We start from the raw sequence: 24,359 nt of genomic DNA, 5'->3' as shown, positions 1-24,359 counted from the left end.
ATCGCCAACGTCGGTACGGAGCACCTGCCTGATCCCTTTGGGATCGCTCGGCAGGCACCAACCTCGACGAATGCCGCTCAAACGCTGTCGATTATAGCTAGGCAATGCCAGGCGATTTTAGTTCTCTTGAGCACGTTCTCTTGAGATCGAACTCGGATGCATGACCTCGGTGCGTGGGCCGCAGCATTTGCTGGTCGGCCCAAGACTGCGGTCCTCTGTGGCGTCGAAGCGCTTTCCACTCAGTGATGAGCGGTTGGCGCGATTTCGCTTTGTGCGGATGTTCCGTGCGTGGCGGCCCCGTCGGGCGGGTTGCTTGAGAAGAATTTGCGGACCCGGTCACGGGCCGCGGCAGAAAAAGGGTGAAGGCCAGAATGCCGACGATCAACCAGCTGATCGCACAACCGCGGGAAGTGCAGAAGTCGCGCAAGAAGGTGCCGGCGCTGCAGCAGTCGCCGCAGAAGCGCGGCGTTTGCACGCGCGTCTACACCACGACCCCGAAGAAGCCGAACTCGGCGCTTCGTAAGGTCGCCAAGGTGCGCCTGACCAACGGCTTCGAGGTGATCGGCTACATCCCCGGCGAGGGCCATAACCTCCAGGAGCACTCGGTGGTCATGATCCGCGGCGGTCGCGTCAAGGACTTGCCCGGCGTGCGCTACCACATCCTCCGCGGCGTTCTGGATACCCAGGGCGTCAAGAACCGTAAGCAGCGCCGTTCGAAGTACGGCGCCAAGCGTCCGAAGTAAGCGGGAACCAGGTCCATGTCTCGTCGTCACTCAGCGGAAAAGCGCGAAGTTCTGCCGGATCCCAAGTTCGGGAACATCATCATCACCAAGTTCATGAACTCGGTGATGTATGCCGGCAAGAAGTCGGTTGCCGAAGGCATCGTCTACGGTGCGCTCGGCCTCATCGAATCCAAGACCAAGCAGAACCCGCTCGGCGTGTTCGAGCAGGCACTCGAGAACGTCATGCCGACGATCGAAGTGCGCTCCCGCCGCGTCGGCGGCGCGACCTATCAGGTTCCGGTCGAGGTTCGCTCGGTGCGCCGGCAGGCGCTGGGCATTCGCTGGCTGATTTCGGCTGCGCGCGAGCGCAACGAGAAGACGATGACCGAGCGGCTTTCGGCCGAGCTTCTGGACGCATCGAACAGCCGGGGTAACGCCGTCAAGAAGCGCGAAGACGTGCACCGGATGGCGGAAGCCAACCGTGCCTTCTCGCACTATCGCTGGTAACGGCGACACACGGAATCTAAGGAACACTCCATGCCCCGCGTTCATGCCATAGAGAATTACCGCAACTTCGGTATCATGGCGCATATCGATGCCGGCAAGACCACGACCACCGAGCGCATCCTCTATTACACCGGCAAGAGCCACAAGATCGGCGAAGTGCACGAAGGTGCCGCGACGATGGACTGGATGGAGCAGGAGCAGGAGCGCGGCATTACGATTACGTCGGCCGCGACCACCGCGTTCTGGGAAGGCAAGCGTCTCAACATCATCGACACTCCCGGCCACGTCGACTTCACCATCGAGGTCGAGCGCAGCTTGCGCGTGCTCGACGGCGCCGTGTGCGTGCTCGACTCCAACCAGGGCGTCGAGCCTCAGACCGAGACCGTCTGGCGCCAGGGCGACAAGTACAGGGTTCCGCGCATCGTCTTCGCCAACAAGATGGATAAGACCGGCGCCGACTTCTACAAGTGCATGCAGGATATTATCGATCGCCTCGGTGCAAAGCCGATCGCGATCCAGCTTCCGATCGGCTCCGAGAACAACTTCAAGGGTCTGGTCGATCTCGTCCGTATGAAGGGCGTGGTCTGGGAAGAAGAGAAGCTCGACGCCAAGTTCGTCGACATCGATATTCCCGAGGACATGGTCGAGAAGGCCAAGGAATATCGCGAGAAGCTGTTGGAAGCCGCCGTCGAGCTCGACGACGAAGTTCTTGCCGCTTACCTCGACGGCAACGAGCCCGATGAGGCGACGTTGAAGCGCTTGATCCGCAAGGCCGTGCTGACTGGCGCGTTCTTCCCGGTATTGTGCGGCTCGGCGTTCAAGAACAAGGGTGTGCAGCCCTTGCTCGACGCGGTCGTGGATTATCTGCCTTCGCCGGTCGACGTGCCCGCAATCAAGGGTGTCGATGAAGACGGTAACGAGGTCGTTCGTCTGCCGGACGACAAGGAGCCGCTGGCTCTGTTGGCGTTCAAGATCATGGACGACCCGTTCGTCGGCACCATCACCTTCTGCCGTATCTATTCCGGCACGCTGCTGTCGGGTACCGGTGTCATCAATTCGACGCGCGACCGCAAGGAGCGCATCGGCCGCATGTTGCTGATGCATGCGAACAACCGCGAAGACATCAAGGAAGCCTATGCCGGCGACATCGTCGCGCTGGCAGGCCTGAAGGAAGCGCGCACCGGTGACACGCTGTGCGATCCCGACAAGGCGGTGATCCTCGAAAAGATGGAATTCCCCGAGCCGGTCATCGAGATCGCGATCGAGCCGAAGTCCAAAGCCGACCAGGAAAAGCTGGGCGTGGCGCTGGCGAAGCTCGCCGCGGAGGATCCGTCCTTCCGCGTGTCGACCGACCAGGAGTCCGGCCAGACCATCCTCAAGGGCATGGGCGAACTCCATCTCGACATCAAGGTCGACATCCTCCGCCGCACCTACAAGGTCGATGCGAACATCGGCGCACCGCAGGTGGCGTTCCGTGAGCGCGTGACCAAGAGGGCCGAGGTCAAGTACACCCACAAGAAGCAGACCGGCGGTACCGGTCAGTTCGCCGAAGTGTCGATCGTCGTCGAGCCGAACGAGCCCGGCAAGGGCTACGAGTTCGAGTCGAAGATCGTCGGCGGCGCGGTGCCGAAGGAATATATCCCCGGCGTCGAAAAGGGCCTCAACAGCGTGATGGGCTCTGGTGTCGTCGCGGGCTTCCCCGTGGTCGACGTCAAGGTTCAGCTCGTCGACGGCAAGTATCACGACGTCGACTCGTCGGCGCTCGCCTTCGAAATCGCATCGCGCGCGGCATTCCGCGAAGCCTTGCAGAAGGGCAAGTCCGTCCTGCTCGAGCCGATCATGAAGGTCGAAGTGGTGACCCCGGAAGACTACACCGGCTCGGTCATCGGCGACCTGAATTCCCGGCGCGGTCAGATCCAGGGTCAAGACATGCGCGGCAACGCCAACGTCATCAACGCGATGGTGCCGCTCATGAACATGTTCGGTTACGTGAATAACCTGCGCTCGATGAGCCAGGGTCGCGCAACCTTCACGATGCAATTCGACCACTACGCAGAAGCGCCGGCGAACGTGTCGGCAGAAGTCCAAAAGAAGTTTGCCTGATTATCGTCGTCTCGAGCTGACGATTGAACGGAGAGTCAAATGGCCAAAGCAAAGTTTGAACGTAACAAACCGCACTGCAACATCGGCACCATCGGTCACGTCGACCATGGCAAGACGTCGTTGACGGCTGCGATCACCAAGATCCTCGCCGAGACCGGCGGTGCGACGTTCACGGCGTACGACCAGATCGACAAGGCGCCGGAAGAGAAGGCGCGCGGCATCACCATCTCGACCGCTCACGTCGAGTACGAGACCAAGAACCGCCACTACGCCCACGTCGACTGCCCCGGCCACGCTGACTATGTGAAGAACATGATCACCGGCGCTGCCCAGATGGACGGCGCGATTCTGGTCGTGTCGGCTGCTGACGGCCCGATGCCGCAGACCCGCGAGCACATCCTGCTCGCCCGCCAGGTCGGCGTGCCCGCGCTCGTCGTGTTCCTCAACAAGTGCGACATGGTCGACGATCCGGAACTGCTCGAGCTGGTCGAGCTCGAAGTTCGCGAGCTGCTTTCGAAGTACGATTTTCCCGGCGACACCATCCCGATCGTCAAGGGGTCGGCTCTGGCCGCCCTCGAAGACAAGGACAAGACGCTCGGCCATGACGCCATTCTCGAGTTGATGGCGAAGGTCGACGAATACATTCCGCAGCCGGAGCGTCCGATCGACCAGCCGTTCCTGATGCCGGTGGAAGACGTGTTCTCGATCTCGGGCCGCGGCACCGTGGTGACCGGCCGTGTTGAGCGCGGCATCGTCAAGGTCGGCGAGGAAATCGAGATCGTCGGTCTGCGTGCGACCCAGAAGACCACGGTCACCGGCGTCGAAATGTTCCGCAAGCTGCTCGATCAGGGCCAGGCCGGCGACAACATCGGTGCGCTGCTCCGCGGTACCAAGCGCGAGGACGTCGAGCGCGGCCAGGTGCTCTGCAAGCCGGGTTCGGTCAAGCCGCACACCAAGTTCAAGGCTGAGGCCTACATCCTCACCAAGGAAGAGGGCGGTCGCCACACCCCGTTCTTCACCAACTACCGTCCGCAGTTCTACTTCCGCACCACCGACGTGACCGGTGTCGTGCATCTGCCGGAAGGTACCGAGATGGTGATGCCGGGCGACAACATCGCGATGGAAGTGCACCTGATCGTGCCGATCGCGATGGAAGAGAAGCTCCGCTTCGCGATCCGCGAAGGTGGCCGTACCGTCGGCGCCGGCGTCGTCGCCTCGATCATCGAGTAACTACGCAAATAGGGAATGGCGAGTGGCGAGTGGATGAAATCCATTCGCTGTTCGCTACTCGCCACTCACTAAGAAAGACACGGCAATGAACGGCCAAAATATTCGTATCCGTCTCAAGGCGTTCGACCATCGTATCCTCGATACGTCGACCCGCGAGATCGTGAACACGGCGAAGCGCACCGGTGCGCAGGTTCGCGGACCCATTCCGCTGCCGACCCGCATCGAGAAGTTCACCGTCAACCGTTCGCCGCACGTCGACAAGAAGAGCCGCGAGCAGTTCGAGATGCGCACTCACAAGCGCCTGCTCGACATCGTCGATCCGACCCCGCAGACCGTCGATGCTTTGATGAAGCTCGACCTGGCCGCCGGTGTCGACGTCGAGATCAAGCTCTAAGATTTTTGGATCACGTTCGCGACTTGCGGACAGAAAGAACAGGAAGCACGCCGATGCGCTCCGGAGTGATCGCACAAAAGGTCGGGATGACGCGGGTCTTTACAGAGGCCGGCGAACATATCCCCGTGACCGTGCTGAAGCTCGGCAATTGCCAGGTCGTAGCCCACCGCACTGAAGAGAAGAATGGCTACGTCGCGCTCCAGCTCGGGTCGGGCAGCCGCAAGACCGTGTATCTGCCCAAGGCAGAGCGCGGCCAGTTCGCGGTCGCCAAGGTCGAGCCGAAGCGGCAGGTCGAGGAATTCCGCGTCTCCGCGGATGCCATGATCCCGGTTGGCGCCGAGATCCTCGCCGACCACTTCGTCGTCGGCCAGTTCGTCGATGTCACCGGCACCTCTGTCGGTAAGGGGTTTGCCGGCGGTATGAAGCGCTGGAACTTCGGCGGTCTGCGCGCCACCCACGGCGTGTCGGTTTCGCACCGCTCGATCGGTTCGACCGGTGGCCGTCAGGACCCGGGCAAGACCTGGAAGAACAAGAAGATGCCCGGCCACATGGGTGTCGATCGCATCACCACGCTCAATCTTCGCGTCGTCCAGACCGATGTCGAGCGCGGCCTGATCCTCGTCGAAGGCGCCGTTCCCGGCTCCAAGGGTGGTTGGATCCGCGTGCGCGACGCCGTCAAGAAGCCGCTGCCGAAGGAAGCTCCGAAGCCCGGCAAGTTCAAGGTTGCGGGCGGCGAAGCGGAAGCCTCGGTCCAGCAAGAGGGTGCGTGAGATGGAATTGAAGGTCACCACCCTCGAGGGCAAGGAAGCCGGCTCGGTCCAGCTTTCCGACACCATTTTCGGCCTTGAGCCGCGCCAGGACATCCTTGCACGTTGCGTGCAGTGGCAGCTCAACAAGCGTCAGGCCGGCACCCACAAAGCCAAGGGCCGCGCCGAGATCTGGCGCACCGGCAAGAAGATGTACAAGCAGAAGGGCACCGGCGGTGCTCGTCACGGCTCGGCCCGCGTGCCGCAGTTCCGCGGCGGCGGTCGTGCCTTCGGTCCGGTGGTGCGTTCGCACGAAACCGGCCTGCCGAAGAAGGTCCGAGCGCTTGCTCTCAAGCATGCGCTGTCGGCCAAGGCCAAGGACGGCGATCTCCTGGTGATCGACAAGGCCGCGCTGGAAGCCGCCAAAACCAAGGCGCTGATCGGTCACTTCTCTGGTCTGGGCTTGACCAACGCGCTGATCATCGACGGTGCCGAGCTCAACAACGGCTTTGCCGCTGCGGCTCGCAACATTCCGAACATGGACGTGCTGCCGATCCAGGGCATCAACGTCTATGACATCCTGCGCCGCCGGAAGCTGGTTCTGACCAAGGCCGCCATCGATGCGCTGGAGGCGCGCTTCAAATGACGAAGAACATCGAGCCCCGCCATTACGACGTGATCGTCGCCCCGGTCGTCACCGAAAAGGCGACGCTGGCGTCCGAGCACAACAAGGTCCTGTTCAAGGTGGCCGCGAAGGCGACCAAGCCGCAGATCAAGGAAGCGATCGAGAAGCTGTTTGACGTCAAGGTCAAGAGCGTCAACACGCTGATCCGCAAGGGCAAGACCAAGATCTTCCGCGGCAATCTCGGCTCGCAGTCGAACACCAAGCGCGCGATCGTGACCCTCGAAGAGGGCCACCGGATCGACGTCACCACCGGTCTGTAAGGTCGTACGACGATGGCACTGAAGACATTCAATCCCACGACGCCGGGCCAGCGCCAGCTGGTCTTGGTCGATCGTTCGGCGCTCTACAAGGGCAAGCCGGTCAAGGCGCTCACCGAAGGCAAGCACTCCAATGGCGGCCGCAACAACACGGGCCGCATCACCGTGCGTTTCCGCGGCGGCGGCCACAAGAGGACGCTGCGCACCGTCGACTTCAAGCGCGACAAGATCGACGTTCCCGCGACCGTCGAGCGGCTCGAGTACGATCCGAACCGTAGCGGCTTCATTGCGCTGATCAAATACGAGGACGGCGAGCAGGCCTACATCCTGGCGCCGCAGCGCCTGGCCGTGGGTGACACCATCATCGCCGGCAACTATGTCGACGTGAAGCCGGGTAACGTCATGCCGCTCGGCAACATGCCCGTCGGCACGATCATCCACAACATCGAGACCAAGATCGGGAAGGGCGGCCAGTTCGCCCGTTCCGCGGGCACCTATGCCCAGCTCGTCGGTCGCGATCATGACTACGTAATCATCCGCCTGAATTCGGGCGAGCAGCGCCTGGTGCACGGCCGTTGCCGCGCCACGATCGGCGCGGTGTCGAACCCCGATCACATGAACACATCGATCGGCAAGGCCGGCCGCAACCGTTGGCTGGGCCGTAAGCCGCATAACCGCGGCGTTTCGATGAACCCGATCGACCATCCGCACGGCGGTGGTGAAGGTCGTACCTCGGGCGGTCGCCACCCGGTCACCCCGTGGGGCAAGCCGACCAAGGGCAAGAAGACCCGCAGCAACAAGTCGACCAACAAATTCATTCTCCTAAGCCGCCACAAGCGGAAGAAGTAAGGAACGCCGGACATGGTTCGTTCAGTCTGGAAAGGCCCGTTCGTCGAGGGTTCTCTGCTCAAGAAGGCAGATGCCGCGCGCGCGTCCGGCCGTCACGACGTCATCAAGATCTGGAGCCGTCGCTCGACCATCCTGCCGCAGTTCGTCGGTCTGACCTTTGGCGTCTACAACGGTCAGAAGCACGTTCCGGTAGCGGTCAACGAGGAAATGGTCGGTCACAAGTTCGGCGAGTTCTCGCCGACCCGGACCTTCCATGGCCACTCCGGTGACAAGAAAGCCAAGAAGGCTTGAGGATTAAACGATGAGCAAACCTAAGCGCGAACGGAGCCTCGCCGAGAACGAGGCCAAGGCGGTCGCCCGGATGCTGCGGGTGAGCCCGCAGAAGCTCAACCTGGTCGCCCAGCTCATTCGCGGCCGGAAGGCGTCTGCGGCACTCGCCGACCTGCAGTTTTCGCGCAAGCGGATCGCGGTCGACGTGAAGAAGTGCCTGGAATCGGCGATCGCGAATGCCGAGAACAACCACGACCTGGACGTCGACGATCTCGTCGTGACCCAGGCTTTCGTCGGCAACGGCCTCGTGATGAAGCGCTTTGCAGCGCGCGGCCGCGGTCGCTCGGGCCGTGTCTACAAACCATTTTCGCAGCTGACGATCATTGTGCGTCAGGTCGAAGCCGAAGCAGCAGCGGCTTAAGGGACGCAGGAGAAAACGATGGGTCAAAAGATCAATCCGATCGGTCTGCGTCTGGGCATCAACCGGACCTGGGATTCCCGCTGGTTCGCCGGCAAGCAGGAATACGGCAAGCTCTTGCACGAGGACGTCAAGATCCGCGAGATCCTGCATAAGGAGCTCAAGCAGGCGGCCGTCGCCCGCATCATCATTGAGCGTCCGCACAAGAAGTGCCGCGTCACGATCCACTCCGCCCGTCCGGGCGTGGTAATCGGCAAGAAGGGCGCCGACATCGACAAGCTGCGCAAGAAGGTCGCGGACATCACGTCGTCCGACGTCGTCATCAACATCGTCGAGATCCGCAAGCCGGAGCTCGATTCGACGCTGGTGGCCGAGTCGATCGCGCAGCAGCTCGAGCGCCGCGTGGCGTTCCGCCGCGCCATGAAGCGCGCCGTGCAGTCGGCGATGCGTCTCGGCGCGGAAGGCATCCGCATCAACTGCTCGGGTCGTCTGGGCGGTGCGGAAATCGCGCGCATGGAGTGGTACCGCGAAGGTCGCGTGCCGCTGCACACGCTGCGCGCCGACATCGACTACGGCGTCGCGACCGCGTTCACGACCTTCGGCACCTGCGGCGTCAAGGTCTGGATCTTCAAGGGTGAGATCCTCGAGCACGATCCGATGGCCCAGGACAAGAGAATGGCCGAAGGCGAGACGGGTGGCGGTGGTGGCGGCGGCCGACAGCGCCGTGACAACGCTGCGGCCTGACGCCAGCACAGAGAATTTGAGGGCTTGAAGCCATGATGCAACCTAAGAAAACGAAGTTCCGGAAGGCGCATAAGGGCCGTATCCACGGCGTGGCGACTTCGGGCGCGACGTTGGCGTTCGGCCAGTTCGGCCTCAAGGCGACCGAGCCTGAGCGCGTCACCGCGCGCCAGATCGAAGCCGCCCGCCGCGCTCTGACGCGCCACATGAAGCGCGCCGGCCGCGTCTGGATCCGCGTGTTTCCCGACGTTCCGGTGTCGAAGAAGCCGGCCGAAGTCCGAATGGGCTCCGGCAAGGGTGCGCCGGAACTGTGGGTCGCGCGCGTCAAGCCGGGTCGGGTGCTTTTCGAGATCGACGGCGTCACGGTGCAGACCGCGAAGGAAGCGCTGACGCTGGCGGCCGCCAAGCTGCCGATCAAGACGCGCTTCGTCGAACGTATTGCGGAGTAATGGCCATGGCCCAGATGAAGATCGAAGACATCCGCGCGCTGAGCCCCGACCAGCAGGATGACGCCGTCCTGAATTTGAAGAAGGAGCGCTTCAACCTGCGCTTCCAGCGCGCCACCGGGCAGCTCGAGAATACCTCGCGCCTGCGCGAGGCTCGCCGTGACATCGCCCGGATCAAGACTGTCGCCGCGCAGCAGCGCGCGAAGAAGAAGTAAGAGGCTTACGAAGATGCCAAAACGTACTTTGCAAGGCGTGGTCGTCAGCGACAAGACAGCCAAGACCGTCGTGGTGCGCGTCGATCGCCGCTTCACGCACCCGATCTACAAGAAGACGATCCGCCGTTCGAAGAACTACCACGCGCACGACGAAGGCAACGAGTACAAGCCGGGCGATGTGGTGTGGATCGAGGAATCGAAGCCGATTTCGAAGTTGAAGCGCTGGATCGTGATCCGGGGCGAACACAAGAAAAGCGCCTGATCTGTTGGCTTTGGCCGACTGACTTCAGGTAAATGTTGAGCGCCGGCTAGGCTGGCGCAAAGAGAAGAGGACGAGGTGCATCAATGATTCAGATGCAGACCAACCTCGACGTGGCCGATAATTCTGGCGCACGCCGTGTCATGTGTATCAAGGTGCTCGGGGGCTCCAAGCGCCGCTACGCCACGATCGGCGACATCATTGTCGTCTCGATCAAGGAAGCGATTCCGCGTGGCAAGGTGAAGAAGGGCGACGTGATGAAGGCCGTCGTGGTGCGTGTCCGCAAGGACATCCGCCGCGCTGACGGTTCGGTCATCCGCTTCGACCGCAACGCCGCCGTCCTGATCAACAATCAGGCCGAGCCGGTCGGTACCCGTATCTTCGGGCCCGTGCCGCGCGAGCTGCGTGCCAAGAACCACATGAAGATCATCTCGCTCGCGCCGGAGGTGCTGTGATGGCAGCGAAGATCCGCAAGGGTGACAAGGTCATCGTGCTGAACGGCCGCGACAAGGGTCGCAGCGGCGAAGTGTTCGAAGTGCGTCCGGACGCCGGCACGGCGCTCGTGCGCGGCATCAACATGGTCAAGCGCCACCAGAAGCAGACGCAGGCCCAGGAGGGCGGCATCATCTCGAAAGAGGCGCCGGTCCAACTGTCCAACATCGCGTATCTCGGCAAGGACGGAAAGCCGACGCGCGTCGGATTCAAGATTTTGGCGGACGGCAAGAAGGTCCGCGTCGCCAAGCGTTCGGGAGCTGAGATCGATGGCTGAGGCCGCTTACACGCCGCGCCTGCGCGCGGAATACGACGCGAAGATCCGGACGGAAATGACCGAGAAGTTCGGTTATGAGAACGTCATGCAGGTTCCGCGTCTGGACAAGATCGTGCTGAACATGGGCGTTGGCGATTCCGTCAACGACCGCAAGAAGGCCGAGAACGCCGCCGCCGAACTGACCCTGATCGCCGGCCAGAAGGCGATCGTGACCTATTCGCGTATCGCGATCGCGACCTTCAAGCTGCGTGAGAATCAGCCGATCGGCTGCAAGGTCACGCTGCGCAAGGCCCGTATGTACGAATTCATCGATCGCCTGGTGACGGTCGCGCTGCCGCGCGTCCGCGACTTCCGCGGCCTGAACCCGAAGAGCTTCGACGGCCGCGGCAACTATTCGCTCGGCATCAAGGAACATATCATTTTCCCCGAGATCGACTTCGACAAGGTCACCGAGGCCCGCGGTATGGACATCACCGTCTGCACCACGGCCAAGACCGACGACGAGGCGAGGGCCTTGTTGACCGCTTTCAATTTCCCGTTCCGGCAGTGAGACGCTGACCTAAAGCCTCTCAAACGCGGATACCCAGGAGCCAAGCATGGCAAAGAAGAGTTCAATCGAGAAGAACAACCGGCGCAAGCGGATGACGAAGAACGCCGCCCCGAAGCGCGAACGGTTGAAGGCGATCATCGCCGACAAGACGCTGCCGATGGAAGAGCGGTTTGCCGCGACCCTGAAGCTTGCGGAAATGCCGCGCAATTCGTCGGCGACCCGCATCCGCTTGCGTTGCGAGCTGTCGGGCCGTCCGCGTTCGGTCTACCGCTTGAACAAGCTGTCCCGCATCGCGCTGCGCGACCTTGGCTCCAAGGGCATGGTCCCGGGCCTCGTGAAGTCGAGCTGGTAAGGAGGGTCGTTTAGATGTCTACGCACGATCCAATCAGCGATCTGATCACCCGTATCCGCAACGCGCAGATGCGTGCCAAGAACAAGGTCTCCACGCCTGGTTCGAAGATGCGCGAAAACGTCCTCGAAGTGCTGAAGAGCGAGGGCTACATCCGCGGTTACGCCACGCTCGAGCATTCCTCGGGCCGCAGCGAGATCGAGATCGAGCTGAAGTATTTCGACGGCGAGCCCGTCATCCGCGAGATCGAGCGTGTCTCCAAGCCCGGGCGTCGCGTTTATGCCTCGGTGAAGAACCTGCCGCGGGTCAATAACGGACTCGGCATTTCGGTGTTGTCGACGCCGAAGGGAATCATGGCTGACCACAGTGCGCGTGAAGCGAACGTGGGCGGCGAAGTTCTCTTCACGGTGTTCTGAGAAGGATTTTTGATCCATGTCACGTGTTGGCAAAAGGCCGGTTGCGGTGCCGTCGGGTGTGACCGCGACCGTCGACGGGCAGACCGTCAAGATGAAGGGGCCGAAGGGCCAGCTTCAATTCGTCGTCCATGACGACGTCGAGGTGAAGCTTGATAGCGGCCAGGTCAAGGTGAACCCGCGGGTCGAGACCAATCGCGCGCGGGCGCTGTACGGCACCGCTCGCGCCCAGGTCGCGAATCTGGTCGAAGGCGTTACCAAGGGCTTCGAGAAGAAGCTCGAAATCACCGGCGTCGGTTACCGCGCCGCGCTGCAGGGCAAGAACCTCCAGCTCGCGCTCGGTTACAGCCACGACGTGGTCTATGCGATCCCGGAAGGGATCACGATCACCGTGCCGAAGCCGACCGAAATCACGGTGACGGGCAGCGACATTCAGCGCGTCGGCCAGGTCGCCGCCGAGATTCGCTCCTATCGTCCGCCGGAGCCCTACAAGGGCAAGGGCGTGAAGTATGTTGGCGAATTCATCTTCCGCAAGGAAGGCAAGAAGAAGTAACGGAGCCGGTCATGTCGAAAGCCAAGGTTACGAATGCCCGGCGCAAGCGGAGTGTGCGGCTGAAGCTGCGCCGCTCCGGTGCCGGCCGTCCGCGTCTGTCCGTATTCCGGTCGTCCAAGCACATCTACGCCCAGGTCATCGACGACCTGAAGGGCGAGACGTTGGCCTCTGCCTCGTCGCTCGAGAAGTCGATGCGCGACGGCGGCAAGACCGGAGCCGACATCGATGCGGCGAAGGCGGTCGGCAAGCTGCTGGCCGAGCGCGCCGCCGAGAAGGGCGTCAAGGAAGTCGTGTTCGATCGCGGCAGCTATCTCTACCACGGGCGCGTCAAGGCTCTTGCCGACGCGGCGCGTGAGAGTGGGCTGAGCTTCTAACAGAATTTGAGGATTGAGGCGTAAGCCTCTGAAGGATTGGAAAAATGGCAGAACGCGAACAACGTGGTGGACGCGATCAACGCGGCGGACGTGACCGCCAGCAGCGCGAAGAGCGTGACAGCGAGTTCGTCGACAAGCTCGTCCACATCAACCGCGTGGCCAAGGTCGTCAAGGGCGGCAAGCGCTTCGGTTTCGCTGCGCTGGTCGTGATCGGCGACCAGAAGGGCCGCGCCGGCTTCGGTCACGGCAAGGCGCGCGAAGTGCCTGAGGCGATCCGCAAGGCCACCGAATCCGCCAAGCGCAACCTGACCCGCGTGTCGTTGCGCGAGGGCCGCACGCTGCATCACGACATCGCAGGCCGTCATGGCGCGGGCCGTGTTTATCTGCGTGCCGCTCCGGCCGGTACCGGCATCATCGCCGGCGGCCCGATGCGCGCCGTGTTCGAGACGCTCGGCGTCCAGGACGTGGTGGCGAAGTCGATCGGCTCGTCGAACCCGTACAACATGGTGCGCGCGACCTTCGACGCGCTGAAGCATCAAGATTCGCCGCGCTCGGTCGCAGCCCGCCGCAACATCAAGGTATCCACCCTCCAGGCCCGTCGCATTGGTGGCGATGCCGAGGTGGTTGCCGAATAACGGAAGCTTTTCGGAGTAGACCATGATGGCCAAGGCCGCAAAGACGATCAAGCTTGAGCAGACCGGCAGCGCGATCCGCCGCCATCACTCGCAGCGTTCGACGCTGATCGGGCTCAAGCTCAACAAGATCGGCCGTGTCAGCGAACTGCCGGACACTCCGGCGATCCGCGGCATGATCGAAAAAGTTCACCATCTCGTCCGCGTCGTCGACGAGAAGTAAGCAAGGCGCGTGATCCCGCAAACCGGGTACCGGTTTTCGGGCGAGATCATGCGCAAGAAACAAGGAGCAGGGCGATGAAGCTCAGCGATATCGCCGACAACGCCGGCTCGCGCAAGAAGCGTATGCGCGTCGGCCGCGGCATCGGTTCAGGTAAGGGCAAGCAGGCTGGCCGCGGTGGCAAGGGCCAGACCGCGCGTTCGGGCGTGCGCATCAAGGGTTTCGAAGGCGGCCAGATGCCGCTGCATCGGCGCCTGCCGAAGCGCGGCTTCACCAACATCTTCCGCGTCGAGTTCGGCGAGATCAATCTCGACCGACTCCAGGAAGCGGTCGATGCCAAGAAGATCGACGCCGGCAGCGTCGTGAATGTCGAGGCTTTGGTGAAGGCCGGCGTGCTGCGCCGCGCCAAGGCCGGCCTGCGGTTGCTCGGCCGTGGCGAGCTCAAGGCCAAGCTCAACATCGAAGTGCACGGCGCCACGAAGACCGCGATCGCGGCGGTCGAGAAGGCCGGCGGCTCGGTGAAGATCCTCGCCCCTGCCAAGGAAGAAGGCGAGGCGGCGTAACAACTGCGTCATTGGCCCGCGCCTCGCGGGCCTTTACGCATGCGGGACGATGGACTTATCGAAGCCGAGCACCAGATAATGTCCGGCGTCCGCCGAGTTGCCCGGCTGCGGGCATGACGGCGTAAACGGCGGCGGGAGAAAGTCCAATATGGCCTCAGCAGCGGAACAACTGGCAGCCAACCTCAATTTCGGCGCGTTCGCCAAGGCCGACGAGCTGAAGAAGCGCATCTGGTTCACCCTGGGCGCGCTGCTGGTTTACCGGCTCGGCACCTACATACCGCTGCCCGGCATCGATCCCAACATCTGGGAGCAGGTGTTCCGCTCCCAGGCGGGCGGTATCCTCGGCATGTTCAACATGTTCGCCGGCGGTGGCATCCACCGCATGGCTATCTTCGCGCTGAACATCATGCCGTACATTTCGGCCTCGATCATCATCCAGCTCCTGACCACCGTCTCGCCACAGCTCGAGGCGCTGAAGAAGGAAGGTGAGTCCGGCCGCAAGCTGCTGAACCAGTACACCCGCTATCTCACCGTGATCCTGGCCGCGTTCCAGTCCTATGGCATCGCGGTCGGTCTCGAGGGCGCCGGCAACGTCGTCAGCGACCCCGGCATGTTCTTCCGGATCTCCACGGCGATCACGCTGACCGGCGGCACCATGTTCCTGATGTGGCTGGGCGAGCAGATCACCTCGCGCGGCATCGGCAACGGCATCTCGCTGATCATTCTCTCCGGCATCGTCGCCGAGCTGCCGGCGGCGCTCGCCAACATGCTCGAACTCGGTCGTCAGGGCGCGATGTCGACCGGCCTCATCTTGGTCGTGATCGTGATGGCGGTCGCCGTGATCGCCTTCATCGTGTTCATGGAGCGCGCGCAGCGCCGGCTCCTGATCCAGTATCCGAAGCGCCAGGTCGGCAACAAGATGTTCGAGGGCCAGTCCTCGCATCTGCCGCTCAAGCTCAACACCTCGGGCGTGATCCCGCCGATCTTCGCGTCCTCGCTGCTGTTGCTGCCGACCACGGTTGCGAACTTCAATGCGGGCAGCGGGCCGGAATGGTTCCAGTGGATCACTACCCAGCTCGGCCACGGCCGCCCGCTGTTCCTGATCCTCTATCTGGCGCTGATCGTGTTCTTCGCCTTCTTCTATACCGCGATCGTGTTCAACCCGACCGAGACCGCGGACAATCTGAAGAAGCACGGCGGCTTCATCCCGGGCATCCGTCCTGGCGAGCGCACTGCGGAATATATCGACTACGTGCTGTCGCGCGTCACCGTGCTCGGCGCGATTTACCTGGCGATCGTCTGCTTGATCCCGGAGATCCTGATCTCCTACGCCTCGGTGCCGTTCTACTTCGGCGGCACCTCGCTGCTGATCGTCGTCAGTGTCACCATGGACACGGTGGCGCAGGTGCAGGGCTATCTGCTCGCCCATCAGTATGAAGGGCTGATCCGGAAGTCGAAGCTGCGGGGCCGTCGCCGCTAAGGCCCGGCGTCCTCTTTGGACTAACATCGCCGATTCGCCGCGCGCGCAGGTGCGCGGCTTCTTTGAGGTGCAGGACCGACCGTTCGGTCGCATCGGCAGAGCTGCTCTCCCTGCGACGCAATCACTGATTTCAAAGGCCTTCTTGGCGTCCGGGCATCCGCTCCCCTATGATATGGGTAGCGGTGCGGCGCCGATTATGGTTTGCACTGTTTATCGAACTTCAAACACAGGTGCGCGACATATCGCTCACCAATCCGGGGGGCGTACGCCGATGAGAATTATACTTCTGGGGCCGCCGGGGTCGGGCAAGGGGACCCAGGCGCAGCTGCTGTTGCAGCGCTATGGCATCGTCCAGCTCTCGACCGGCGAGATGCTGCGCGCAGCCGTCGCGGCCGGAACGCCGGTCGGGCTGAAGGCCAAGGAAATCATGGCCGGCGGCGGGCTCGTGCCCGACGAGGTCGTGGTTGGAATCATCTCCGATCGGATCGATCAGCCGGACGCAAGGCACGGTTTCATTCTCGACGGTTTCCCGCGCACCGTGCCGCAGGCCGAGGCGCTGGACGAGCTGCTCAAGCACAAGCACATGAAGCTCGATGCGGTGATCGAGCTTCGCGTCAACGAGAGTGCGCTTTTGAGTCGCGTCGAGACCCGTGTGGCCCAGATGCGGGAGCGCGGCGAGGAGGTCCGGGTCGACGACACCCCGGAGGTCCTGACCAAGCGGTTAGCCAGCTACCGCAGCCTGACGGAACCCCTGATTCACTACTATTCCGAGCGGCGGAAGCTCTCGACCATCGATGGCATGATGGCCATCGACGAGGTAACCCGCGCTATCCACCGCCTGTTGCTGGCGCTGGGGGCGATCGAACCCAAGAGCCACAACCGGAGCGCGGCAAAATCAGCCCCCGCCAAAACGGTGGCCAAGAAAGCCAAGGCGGCCAAAAAGCCGGCGAAAACAGCCAAAAAGGCCGAAAAATCCGCTAAATCGGCCAAAAAGACGGCCAAGAAGGCCGTGAAGAAGGCGCCCAAAACGGCCCCCAAGAGGGCTGTCAAAAAGGGTGCCAAAAAGGCCGCAAAAAAGGTCACGAAAAAGCGAGCTAAGCGCTAGCAGCGGTTGACGAAAGCCCCCTGAATCCCTTAATAAGCCCCGCATCCAAGTCGGATAGTTTCAGACGATGCCGGGCCCCAGGAAGACCGGGGGTGGGCGTCGTGTTCGCGTTTGTGAACACCTGCCCGAGAAAACAAGCACTTAAAGCGCGATTCCTGACGAGGGATCGGCGACAGGAGAGAAGGCCTTGGCCCGTATTGCCGGCGTGAACATCCCCACCAACAAGCGCGTGCTGATCGCGCTCCAGTACATCCATGGCATCGGCGAGAAGATCGCCGGCGAGATCATCGAGAAGGTGAAGATCCCCGCGGATCGTCGCGTCAATCAGCTCAGCGATGCCGAAGTGCTTCAGATCCGCGAAGTCATCGACCGCGACTATCTCGTCGAGGGCGATCTGCGTCGTGAGGTCGGTATCAACATCAAGCGTCTGATGGACCTCGGCTGCTATCGCGGCCTGCGTCATCGTCGCGGTCTGCCGGTGCGCGGTCAGCGTACCCACACCAATGCGCGCACGCGCAAGGGTCCGGCCAAGGCCATCGCCGGCAAGAAGAAGTAAGTTTTTCGAATCCGATCGCGGCGTGTGGCGAACAGGGGTAGCCCGTTCGCCACGCGTCTTTCGTTCCACAGGTGTAGCCGCTGGCATTACGGCGGCGTTTGAGATCTTCAGGAAAGGTACTCTATGGGCAAGGAAGCCACCCGCGTTCGTCGTCGTGAGCGCAAGAACATCGCCTCCGGCGTTGCGCACGTGAACTCGTCGTTCAATAACACGACCATCACCATTACCGACGCGCAGGGCAACACGATTGCCTGGTCCTCGGCCGGCACGATGGGCTTCAAGGGCTCGCGCAAGTCGACCCCGTATGCCGCGCAGGTCGCAGCTGAAGACGTGTCCAAGAAGGCGCAGGAACATGGCATGCGCACGCTGGAAGTCGAAGTCGCCGGTCCCGGTTCGGGCCGCGAATCGGCGCTGCGCGCGCTCCAGGCCGCGGGCTTCACCGTCACCTCGATTCGCGACGTGACCACGATCCCGCACAACGGCTGCCGTCCGCGCAAGCGTCGGCGCGTCTGATACGAAGTTGCGGGCGCATCGTCGCCCGCGATGACTTTTTGCAAAGCCGCGGGAATGATCCGCGGCCTTTCTCCAACGCCAGTGTCTGCAACAGCAGTTTGACTGGCCTGTATGGGTGAAACAGTGACGATCCAGAAAAATTGGCAAGAACTGATTCGGCCGAACAAGCTCCAGGTCCAGCCTGGCAGCGATCCGATCCGCTTTGCGACCATCGTCGCCGAGCCGCTCGAGCGCGGCTTCGGTCAGACCCTCGGCAACGCGCTGCGCCGCATCCTGCTCTCCTCGCTCCAGGGCGCGGCGGTGCAGTCGGTGCACATCGACGGCGTGCTGCACGAGTTCTCCTCGATCGCTGGCGTCCGTGAGGACGTCACCGACATCGTGCTCAACATCAAGGACATCGCGATCAAGATGCAGGGCGAAGGCCCCAAGCGCATGGTCGTGAAGAAGCAGGGCCCGGGCGTCGTCACCGCCGGTGACATCCAGACGGTGGGCGACGTCGTCGTGCTCAACCCGGACCTCCAGATCTGCACACTCGACGAGGGCGCCGAGATCCGTATGGAGTTCACGGTCGCGACCGGCAAGGGCTATGTGCCGGCCGAACGCAACCGTCCCGAGGACGCGCCGATCGGCCTGATTCCGGTCGACAGCCTGTACTCGCCGGTCCGCAAGGTCTCCTACAAGGTCGAGAACACCCGCGAGGGCCAGATCCTCGACTACGACAAGCTGACCATGACGATCGAGACCAACGGCGCGCTGACGCCGGATGATTCCGTGGCCTATGCCGCGCGTATCCTCCAGGACCAGCTCAACGTGTTCGTCAACTTCGAAGAGCCGCGCAAGGAAGTCGCCCAGGAGATCATCCCGGACCTCGCCTTCAACCCTGCCTTCCTCAAGAAGGTGGACGAGCTCGAGCTGTCGGTGCGTTCGGCCAACTGTCTGAAGAACGACAACATCGTCTACATCGGCGACCTCGTGCAGAAGTCGGAAGCGGAAATGCTCCGTACCCCGAACTTCGGCCGCAAGTCGCTGAACGAGATCAAGGAAGTGCTGGCTCAGATGGGTCTGCACCTCGGCATGGAAGTGCCGGGCTGGCCGCCGGAAAACATCGACGAGCTCGCCAAGCGCTTCGAGGATCATTACTGATCCGAACTCACGACAGGCTAAAGCGCGAATTCATCGCGCTTTAGCGGGCGAACGCAGGCAGCCCACCTGAGCAAAACGTCCGACGAACCGTCGCGGCAGTTTTTTACGTAAGGAATAGACATATGCGTCACGGCAAGGTTCATCGGAAGCTCAACCGCACCGCCGAGCATCGCAAGGCGATGTTTGCGAACATGTGCGCCGCGCTGATCAAGCATGAGCAGATCGTCACCACGCTCCCGAAGGCGAAGGAATTGCGCCCGATCGTGGAGAAGCTCGTCACCCTCGGCAAGAAGGGCGGACTGGCCCTGCGCCGCCAGGCCATCTCCGAGATGCGCGACAAGGATCAGGTCAGGAAGCTCTTCGACACGATCGCGGCCCGCTACAAGGATCGTCAGGGCGGCTACACCCGCATCATCAAGGCTGGCTTCCGCTACGGCGACAACGCGCCGATGGCCGTGATCGAGTTCGTCGACCGCGACGTCGATGCCAAGGGCAAGGACTCCGGTCCGGTGCTGGCGAAGGAAGCCGAGGCGGCGTAAGCCGACCGGTACTGAGTTTTGAGAAAGCGGCGCCCCTGGGCGCCGCTTTTTTGTGTGAAGCGGCGATATCTCATGCCGCGCATGATCGTCTTGGTGAACGCGATTCTGGCCGGGGGGCTATGATGAGGATTGTGTTTGGGATTGCGCTGGCGCTCTCGATGACGCCGGCCTTCGGCGAGACGCTGGTCGAGCGCGGCGCCTATCTCGTCAACAGCGTAATGGTCTGCCACAACTGCCACACCCCGCGGGGCCCTCAGGGCCTCGATCTCACGCGCGCGCTTTCCGGCGGACAGACCTTTGACGAGCCGGCCTTCAAGGTCACCGGCTCCAACATCACACCGGACAGGGACACCGGCATCGGCAATTGGACCGATGCAGAGCTGAAGCGATTTTTGGTCAGCGGCATCAAGCCGAACGGGACGGCGGTCGCGCCGATCATGCCGACCGAATTCTACACCGTGCTCACGGTCCGCGATCTCGATGCGCTCACCGCTTACTTGCGCTCGGTGCCGGCCATACATCACGAAACGCCCGCGCCGGAATACAAGATCGCGCTGAAGCCGGAAACGCCGACCTATGCCGGCAAGCAGGCGAGCGAGCCCGAATTGGCCGACAAGCTCGCGCGCGGCCGCTATCTCCTGACCATCGCCCATTGCCTCGAATGTCACACGCCGGAGGGCCCGTCCGTGGTGCACGATTTCGCGGCCGCCAGCGGCAAGGGCGGCCGGACGTTCAAGGGGCCGTGGGGCGAATCCGTCTCCGCCAACATCACCGCGGATCCCGCGGTCGGCCTGGGCGGCTGGAGTGATGACGAAATAAAACGTGCGATTACGCAAGGCATCGCGCGCGATGGCCACAAGCTCAAGCCGCCAATGGCCTATGCTGGCTACGCGACGATGACGCCGCAGGACCTCGACGCCATCGTCGCGTTTGTCCGGATGCTGCCGGCGCGCCAATAGCGCCGTAGGGTAGGCAAACGCGCGCTCTTCGCGCGCCGTGCAAGCTCACGCGTCGGTGAGGGGTGATTGAAGCGGCTTGTGTACCGCACGATATCTCCACCGACATCAATGGAGATATCGCATGAACATCGACCTTTCCGGAAAGACCGCACTCGTGACCGGCTCGACCGCCGGTATCGGCCACGCCATCGCCAAGGGCCTTGCCGGCTCGGGCGCCAGTGTCGTGATCAACGGCCGCGGCCAGGACAAGGTCGATGCGGCCGTGCGCAAGCTGGAAGCGGCGGGCGGCAAGGTGCGCGGCATCGCCGCCGACGTCTCGACTGCGGCGGGTTGCAAGGCGCTTGTCGCGGCGCTGCCCGAGGTCGACATCCTCATCAACAATGCCGGCATCTTCGAGCCAAAGGACTTTTTCGACATCCCGGATGAAGACTGGACACGCTTCTTCGAGGTCAATGTGATGAGCGGCGTGCGGCTCTCGCGCGCCTATCTGAACGGCATGCTGAAACGCAATTGGGGCCGCATCGTCTTCATCTCCTCGGAATCCGGACTCAATATCCCCGTCGAGATGATCCACTACGGCATGAGCAAGACGGCCCAGCTCTCGGTCGCGCGTGGCTTGGCGCAGCTCACCCGCGGCACCGGCGTCACCGTCAATTCCGTGCTGCCGGGCCCGACCATGTCCGAGGGCGTCGAGACCTTCGTGAAGGATCTCGCCAAGCAGAACGGCCAGTCAGTGGACGAAGCCGCGGCCAATTTCGTCAAACAACACCGCCCGAGCTCGCTGATCCAGCGCTTCGCCAGCGTCGAGGAGATCGCCAACATGGTGATCTATGTTGCGTCCAAGGAAGCATCCGCGACCAACGGCGCGGCGTTGAGGGCAGAGGGCGGCATCGTCAATACGATTGCCTAGCACGAGGAATGGTAGGGTCGGCCAAGCGACTTGTCCGCCGTAGCTCGTAGAGCGAAGGCGGAAGCGTGCCCACCACTTTGATTGCGTGTATTGAGAAGATGGTGGGCGTGGCGCAAATGCGCCTTTGCCCGCCCTGCAAAGCTGACATTCGTCGAGGCAGCTTAGCGCCGACGTAGATCAAAGGGATCCGGACAGAAAAATGAGCCGTTTCTGGAGCAGCTTGACGCATGATCTGAAGCCCTACGTGCCGGGCGAACAGCCCCGCATCGCGGATTTGGTCAAGCTGAACACCAATGAAAACCCGCTTGGTCCTTCTCCGCGCGCCCTGGAAGCGATCCGGGGCGAAGCGGCCGACACGCTGCGTCTTTATCCGGACCCACAAGCCACCGCGTTGCGGGTGGCCCTGGCCGCCTACCATCGGGTGCAGCCTGAACAGGTGTTTGTCGGCAACGGCTCTGACGAAGTGCTGGCGCATGCCTTCGCCGCTCTGCTGAAGCACGATGCCCCGTTGCTCTTTCCCGACATCACCTACAGCTTCTATCCGGTCTACTGCCGTCTGTTCGGCATCGCCTACGATGCTGTGCCGCTCGATCAATCCATGCGAATCCGCGTCGCTGATTATCGTCGGCCGGCCGGTGCCCTGATCGTACCGAACCCGAACGCGCCGACGGGGATCGCGCTGTCTCGCCGCGAGATCGTTGCGCTATTGGAGGACCACCCGGACGCGCCGGTGGTGATCGACGAGGCCTATGTTGATTTCGGCGCAGAGACCGCGATCCCGCTGGTTGCTTCCCATCGAAATCTGCTGGTCGTCCAGACCATGTCCAAGTCCCGCGCCCTGGCCGGGCTGCGGATCGGTTATGCCATCGGTGACGCCGATCTGATCGAAGCGCTGACCCGTGTGAAGGACAGCTTCAATTCCTATCCGCTGGGCCGACCGGCCCAGGCCGGCGCCATCGCCTCACTGGAGGACGAAACCTATTTTCAGGAGAGCCGCGCTCGCGTGATCGAGGGCAGGGAGCGGCTGACCAGCGGACTTGAGGGAGCTGGTTTCGAGGTGCTGCCGTCCTTGGCCAACTTCGTCTTCGCGCGCCATCCCGCGCATCAAGGCGCCGCGCTTGCGGCGGCGCTGCGGGAGCAGGCGGTGATCGTCCGGCACTTCACCGCTCCCCGTATCTCGGATTATCTGCGGATCACCGTCGGCACGGATGAACAGATCGACCGGCTGTTGTCGGCCTTGTCGCGGATATTGAGATAGCGACAGGTGGGCACGGCGCGGATGCGCCTTTGCCCACCCTACGCATCGGCGTTGTGGCTGCTACCACCCCTCCAGCACGATCTTCCCGCGCGACTTGCCGCTCTCGAGCAGCGCGTGCGCGCGCTTGAGGTTGGCCGCGTTGATCGTGCCAAAGGTCTGGTCGAGCGTAGTGCGCAGCACACCCTTGTCGATGAGGTCGGCAACGTCATTGAGCAAATGATGCTGCGCGATCATGTCCGGCGTCTGGAACGAGGAACGCGTGAACATCGATTCCCAGTGCACCGAGATCGCCTTGCCCTTGAACGCGCTCACGGTGAACTCCGGCGGATCGTCGATCAGGCCGAACCTACCCTGCGGCGCCATGACATCGGCGATCGCCTTGTAGTGCTGCTCGGTGAAGGTGAGGCTCGCCACCAGCGCGACCGGCGGCAGCTTGAGCTTCTCGATCTGCTCCTTGATCGGCTTGCCGTGGTCGATCACCGCATGCGCGCCGAGATCGAAGCACCATTTTTGCGATTCCGGTCGCGTCGCGGTGGCGAGCACCGTCAGCCCGGTGAGGCGGCGGGCAAGCTGAATCAGGATCGAGCCGACGCCGCCGGCGCCGCCGGTGATCAGCAGCGTGCGCGGATCGACGCTCTTGCCCGGCACGGCGCCTAGCCGGTCGAACAGCAATTCCCACGCAGTGATGGAGGTAAGGGGGAGAGCAGCGGCCTGCGCAAACGAGAGCGACTTCGGCTTGTTGCCGACGATGCGCTCGTCGACCAGATGGAATTCGGAGTTGGTGCCCGGGCGCTGGATCGAGCCCGCGTAAAACACCTCGTCGCCCGGCTTGAACAGCGTCACCTCGGGGCCGACCGCGTCGACCACGCCGGCCGCGTCATAGCCCAGGATCTTCACTTCGCCCTCGGCCGGGGCGGCGCGCTTGCGCATCTTGTAGTCGACCGGATTGGCCGAGATCGCCTTCACGGCAACGCGGATGTCGCGCCCCTTTGGCTCGGGTTTTGCGGTCTCGAAATCGATCAGTGAATCCGCATCCTCGATCGGAAGCGATTTTTTGTAGCCGACGGCCTTCATGGCTTGTCTCCATCAGATGGCGCACAGATCATTATGTGCGCCCGGCCTGTTAACTGTCGGGATAGCTCCCATTTTGCAAGTACTGTAAATTTGGGGATATAGTCTCTGTTTGGATACTATTGGGAAAACAGGCATGAAACGGCGAGATTTTAGCTGGCGTCCGGGCTGCGCGGTCGAGGCGACGCTGGACCTGATCGACGGCAAATGGAAGGGCGTGATCCTCTACCATCTGCAAGGCGGCACCCAGCGTTTCGGCGAGCTGCGCCGCCGGATGCCCGGCATCACCCAGCGCATGCTGACCAAGCAGCTGCGCGCGCTGGAGGAGGACAAGCTCATCATTCGCAAGGTCTATGCCGAGGTGCCGCCGCGGGTCGAGTATTGCCTGTCCGAGCTCGGCGAGAGCTTGCGGCCGGTGATCGACATTCTCAAGGTCTGGGGCGAGGGCCATCAGCAGCGGCTGTCCTGTGCGCCGGCGCCCGAGGCGGAGCCGGTCAAGAAGGCGAAGCGCGCAGCTTGAAGATCCGGGAGCGGACTGTGCCGCTCCCGGACGTGATCGC

Annotated in this window: 36 protein-coding genes; 35 read left to right on the top strand and 1 reads right to left on the bottom strand. The window is 62.7% G+C overall.

Going from position 1 to position 24,359, the window contains the following annotated elements; all coding sequences use genetic code 11:
• The first annotated feature begins 371 nt into the window (after window positions 1–371).
• The 34 genes from rpsL (at window position 372) to hisC (ending at window position 22,728) form a co-directional block, all read left to right on the top strand.
• A complete protein-coding gene (rpsL, locus tag UP06_RS34895) occupies window positions 372–743 on the top strand; it encodes a 30S ribosomal protein S12 (protein WP_007603006.1) in 372 nt (123 codons plus the stop codon).
• Window positions 744–758: 15 nt separating this feature from the next.
• Window positions 759–1,229 (top strand): 30S ribosomal protein S7, encoded by a 471-nt coding sequence (gene rpsG, locus UP06_RS34890; RefSeq protein WP_045008219.1) that lies wholly within the window; start codon window positions 759–761, stop codon window positions 1,227–1,229.
• A 30-nt stretch (window positions 1,230–1,259) separates the two neighbouring features.
• Window positions 1,260–3,332, top strand: coding sequence for an elongation factor G (fusA, locus tag UP06_RS34885; RefSeq protein ID WP_045008218.1), 2,073 nt, complete (start codon window positions 1,260–1,262; stop codon window positions 3,330–3,332).
• A 39-nt stretch (window positions 3,333–3,371) separates the two neighbouring features.
• Window positions 3,372–4,562, top strand: coding sequence for an elongation factor Tu (tuf, locus tag UP06_RS34880; RefSeq protein ID WP_045008217.1), 1,191 nt, complete (start codon window positions 3,372–3,374; stop codon window positions 4,560–4,562).
• An 85-nt stretch (window positions 4,563–4,647) separates the two neighbouring features.
• A complete protein-coding gene (gene rpsJ / locus UP06_RS34875; protein WP_002712302.1) occupies window positions 4,648–4,956 on the top strand; it encodes a 30S ribosomal protein S10 in 309 nt (102 codons plus the stop codon).
• Window positions 4,957–5,009: 53 nt separating this feature from the next.
• Window positions 5,010–5,726, top strand: coding sequence for a 50S ribosomal protein L3 (gene rplC / locus UP06_RS34870; protein ID WP_045008216.1), 717 nt, complete (start codon window positions 5,010–5,012; stop codon window positions 5,724–5,726).
• 1 nt (window position 5,727) lies between these two features.
• Window positions 5,728–6,348 (top strand): 50S ribosomal protein L4, encoded by a 621-nt coding sequence (gene rplD / locus UP06_RS34865; protein ID WP_045008215.1) that lies wholly within the window; start codon window positions 5,728–5,730, stop codon window positions 6,346–6,348.
• Entirely contained in the window at window positions 6,345–6,647 is a 303-nt protein-coding gene (locus UP06_RS34860; protein WP_045008214.1) for a 50S ribosomal protein L23, read from the top strand. The genes rplD and UP06_RS34860 overlap by 4 nt, the downstream gene beginning before the upstream one ends.
• A 12-nt stretch (window positions 6,648–6,659) precedes the next feature.
• A complete protein-coding gene (gene rplB, locus UP06_RS34855; protein WP_045008213.1) occupies window positions 6,660–7,493 on the top strand; it encodes a 50S ribosomal protein L2 in 834 nt (277 codons plus the stop codon).
• Window positions 7,494–7,505: 12 nt separating this feature from the next.
• On the top strand, window positions 7,506–7,784 hold the full coding sequence (rpsS, locus tag UP06_RS34850) for a 30S ribosomal protein S19 (RefSeq protein ID WP_008136357.1): 279 nt from the start codon (window positions 7,506–7,508) through the stop codon (window positions 7,782–7,784).
• 10 nt (window positions 7,785–7,794) lie between these two features.
• Window positions 7,795–8,184: a 50S ribosomal protein L22 gene (rplV, locus tag UP06_RS34845; protein ID WP_045008212.1), complete on the top strand. Its 390-nt coding sequence runs from the start codon at window positions 7,795–7,797 to the stop codon at window positions 8,182–8,184.
• Window positions 8,185–8,202: 18 nt separating this feature from the next.
• Entirely contained in the window at window positions 8,203–8,925 is a 723-nt protein-coding gene (gene rpsC, locus UP06_RS34840) for a 30S ribosomal protein S3 (RefSeq protein WP_045008211.1), read from the top strand.
• A 32-nt stretch (window positions 8,926–8,957) separates the two neighbouring features.
• The gene (rplP, locus tag UP06_RS34835) at window positions 8,958–9,371 is read left to right on the top strand and encodes a 50S ribosomal protein L16 (protein WP_045008210.1); all 414 of its coding nucleotides are present in this window, start codon (window positions 8,958–8,960) and stop codon (window positions 9,369–9,371) included.
• 5 nt (window positions 9,372–9,376) lie between these two features.
• Entirely contained in the window at window positions 9,377–9,583 is a 207-nt protein-coding gene (gene rpmC / locus UP06_RS34830; protein ID WP_045008782.1) for a 50S ribosomal protein L29, read from the top strand.
• A 13-nt stretch (window positions 9,584–9,596) separates the two neighbouring features.
• On the top strand, window positions 9,597–9,845 hold the full coding sequence (gene rpsQ, locus UP06_RS34825; protein ID WP_045008209.1) for a 30S ribosomal protein S17: 249 nt from the start codon (window positions 9,597–9,599) through the stop codon (window positions 9,843–9,845).
• An 83-nt stretch (window positions 9,846–9,928) separates the two neighbouring features.
• Window positions 9,929–10,297 carry a 50S ribosomal protein L14 gene (gene rplN / locus UP06_RS34820; protein ID WP_008549246.1) on the top strand — a complete coding sequence of 123 codons (369 nt, stop codon included), beginning with the start codon at window positions 9,929–9,931 and terminating at the stop codon, window positions 10,295–10,297.
• Window positions 10,297–10,611, top strand: coding sequence for a 50S ribosomal protein L24 (gene rplX / locus UP06_RS34815; protein ID WP_045008208.1), 315 nt, complete (start codon window positions 10,297–10,299; stop codon window positions 10,609–10,611). Before rplN ends, rplX begins: the two co-directional genes overlap by 1 nt.
• Window positions 10,604–11,161 carry a 50S ribosomal protein L5 gene (gene rplE, locus UP06_RS34810; RefSeq protein WP_045008207.1) on the top strand — a complete coding sequence of 186 codons (558 nt, stop codon included), beginning with the start codon at window positions 10,604–10,606 and terminating at the stop codon, window positions 11,159–11,161. Before rplX ends, rplE begins: the two co-directional genes overlap by 8 nt.
• 46 nt (window positions 11,162–11,207) lie before the next feature.
• On the top strand, window positions 11,208–11,513 hold the full coding sequence (gene rpsN / locus UP06_RS34805; RefSeq protein WP_045008206.1) for a 30S ribosomal protein S14: 306 nt from the start codon (window positions 11,208–11,210) through the stop codon (window positions 11,511–11,513).
• 14 nt (window positions 11,514–11,527) lie between these two features.
• Window positions 11,528–11,926, top strand: coding sequence for a 30S ribosomal protein S8 (rpsH, locus tag UP06_RS34800; protein ID WP_045008205.1), 399 nt, complete (start codon window positions 11,528–11,530; stop codon window positions 11,924–11,926).
• 16 nt (window positions 11,927–11,942) lie between these two features.
• A complete protein-coding gene (rplF, locus tag UP06_RS34795; protein ID WP_045008204.1) occupies window positions 11,943–12,476 on the top strand; it encodes a 50S ribosomal protein L6 in 534 nt (177 codons plus the stop codon).
• Between the two features lie 11 nt (window positions 12,477–12,487).
• Window positions 12,488–12,850, top strand: coding sequence for a 50S ribosomal protein L18 (gene rplR / locus UP06_RS34790; RefSeq protein WP_027535305.1), 363 nt, complete (start codon window positions 12,488–12,490; stop codon window positions 12,848–12,850).
• Between the two features lie 44 nt (window positions 12,851–12,894).
• Window positions 12,895–13,485, top strand: a complete 591-nt coding sequence (rpsE, locus tag UP06_RS34785) for a 30S ribosomal protein S5 (RefSeq protein WP_045008203.1) — start codon at window positions 12,895–12,897, stop codon at window positions 13,483–13,485.
• 25 nt (window positions 13,486–13,510) lie between these two features.
• Window positions 13,511–13,705 carry a 50S ribosomal protein L30 gene (gene rpmD, locus UP06_RS34780; protein WP_045008781.1) on the top strand — a complete coding sequence of 65 codons (195 nt, stop codon included), beginning with the start codon at window positions 13,511–13,513 and terminating at the stop codon, window positions 13,703–13,705.
• A 74-nt stretch (window positions 13,706–13,779) separates the two neighbouring features.
• A complete protein-coding gene (gene rplO, locus UP06_RS34775; RefSeq protein ID WP_045008202.1) occupies window positions 13,780–14,265 on the top strand; it encodes a 50S ribosomal protein L15 in 486 nt (161 codons plus the stop codon).
• Between the two features lie 148 nt (window positions 14,266–14,413).
• Window positions 14,414–15,745, top strand: coding sequence for a preprotein translocase subunit SecY (gene secY / locus UP06_RS34770; RefSeq protein ID WP_045008201.1), 1,332 nt, complete (start codon window positions 14,414–14,416; stop codon window positions 15,743–15,745).
• Between the two features lie 271 nt (window positions 15,746–16,016).
• Complete coding sequence (locus tag UP06_RS34765) at window positions 16,017–16,850, top strand: adenylate kinase (RefSeq protein WP_045008200.1); 834 nt, start codon at window positions 16,017–16,019, stop codon at window positions 16,848–16,850.
• Between the two features lie 187 nt (window positions 16,851–17,037).
• Complete coding sequence (gene rpsM, locus UP06_RS34760; protein WP_045008199.1) at window positions 17,038–17,406, top strand: 30S ribosomal protein S13; 369 nt, start codon at window positions 17,038–17,040, stop codon at window positions 17,404–17,406.
• Between the two features lie 123 nt (window positions 17,407–17,529).
• Window positions 17,530–17,919, top strand: coding sequence for a 30S ribosomal protein S11 (gene rpsK / locus UP06_RS34755; RefSeq protein ID WP_007603045.1), 390 nt, complete (start codon window positions 17,530–17,532; stop codon window positions 17,917–17,919).
• 111 nt (window positions 17,920–18,030) lie between these two features.
• On the top strand, window positions 18,031–19,062 hold the full coding sequence (locus UP06_RS34750) for a DNA-directed RNA polymerase subunit alpha (RefSeq protein WP_045008198.1): 1,032 nt from the start codon (window positions 18,031–18,033) through the stop codon (window positions 19,060–19,062).
• Between the two features lie 122 nt (window positions 19,063–19,184).
• Window positions 19,185–19,601, top strand: coding sequence for a 50S ribosomal protein L17 (gene rplQ / locus UP06_RS34745; protein ID WP_045008197.1), 417 nt, complete (start codon window positions 19,185–19,187; stop codon window positions 19,599–19,601).
• Window positions 19,602–19,720: 119 nt separating this feature from the next.
• Window positions 19,721–20,560, top strand: a complete 840-nt coding sequence (locus UP06_RS34740; RefSeq protein ID WP_245305623.1) for a c-type cytochrome — start codon at window positions 19,721–19,723, stop codon at window positions 20,558–20,560.
• Between the two features lie 121 nt (window positions 20,561–20,681).
• Complete coding sequence (locus UP06_RS34735; protein WP_045008196.1) at window positions 20,682–21,470, top strand: SDR family NAD(P)-dependent oxidoreductase; 789 nt, start codon at window positions 20,682–20,684, stop codon at window positions 21,468–21,470.
• A gap of 199 nt (window positions 21,471–21,669) precedes the next feature.
• Window positions 21,670–22,728, top strand: a complete 1,059-nt coding sequence (gene hisC / locus UP06_RS34730) for a histidinol-phosphate transaminase (RefSeq protein WP_045008195.1) — start codon at window positions 21,670–21,672, stop codon at window positions 22,726–22,728.
• Between the two features lie 60 nt (window positions 22,729–22,788).
• On the opposite strand, the gene UP06_RS34725 is transcribed toward hisC, so the two are convergent.
• Window positions 22,789–23,802: a zinc-binding alcohol dehydrogenase family protein gene (locus tag UP06_RS34725; protein WP_045008194.1), complete on the bottom strand. Its 1,014-nt coding sequence runs from the start codon at window positions 23,800–23,802 to the stop codon at window positions 22,789–22,791.
• Window positions 23,803–23,935: 133 nt separating this feature from the next.
• On the opposite strand from UP06_RS34725, the gene UP06_RS34720 reads away from it, so the two are divergent.
• Window positions 23,936–24,319 (top strand): winged helix-turn-helix transcriptional regulator, encoded by a 384-nt coding sequence (locus UP06_RS34720; protein ID WP_045008193.1) that lies wholly within the window; start codon window positions 23,936–23,938, stop codon window positions 24,317–24,319.
• The last annotated feature ends 40 nt before the right edge of the window (window positions 24,320–24,359 follow it).

Source organism: Bradyrhizobium sp. LTSP857, assembly GCF_000938285.1.
Lineage (GTDB): Bacteria > Pseudomonadota > Alphaproteobacteria > Rhizobiales > Xanthobacteraceae > Bradyrhizobium.
This window is presented reverse-complemented; position numbering and strand designations above follow the sequence as displayed.